We start from the raw sequence: 267 nt of genomic DNA, 5'->3' as shown, positions 1-267 counted from the left end.
GCACATCGCGGCCGCGCTGGAAAACGGCACCTTCGATATCGCGCACATCGTCGCTTGCCATGCCGAAGCTGTGAAACGCGCGGACGTCGTGGTCGTGGAAGGCGTCGGCGGCTTTCGCGTGCCGTTGACGGCGACTGCGGACACCGCCGATCTCGCCGTCGCCTTGAAGCTGCCGGTCGTGCTGGTGGTCGGCCTGCGCCTCGGCTGCATCAACCATGCGCTGCTCACCGCCGAAGCGATCGCCGCGCGCGGACTGACGCTGGCCGG

The 267-nt window shown here is 68.9% G+C and carries 1 protein-coding gene; it reads left to right on the top strand.

All coding sequences use genetic code 11. The features are described 5' to 3' along the window. A partial coding sequence (gene bioD / locus SB751_RS31235) for an ATP-dependent dethiobiotin synthetase BioD (RefSeq protein ID WP_410749175.1) occupies window positions 1–267 on the top strand: 267 nt, incomplete at both ends.

It is taken from the genome of Cupriavidus sp. SIMBA_020, assembly GCF_046535395.1.
GTDB lineage: Bacteria > Pseudomonadota > Gammaproteobacteria > Burkholderiales > Burkholderiaceae > Cupriavidus > Cupriavidus campinensis.
This window is presented reverse-complemented; position numbering and strand designations above follow the sequence as displayed.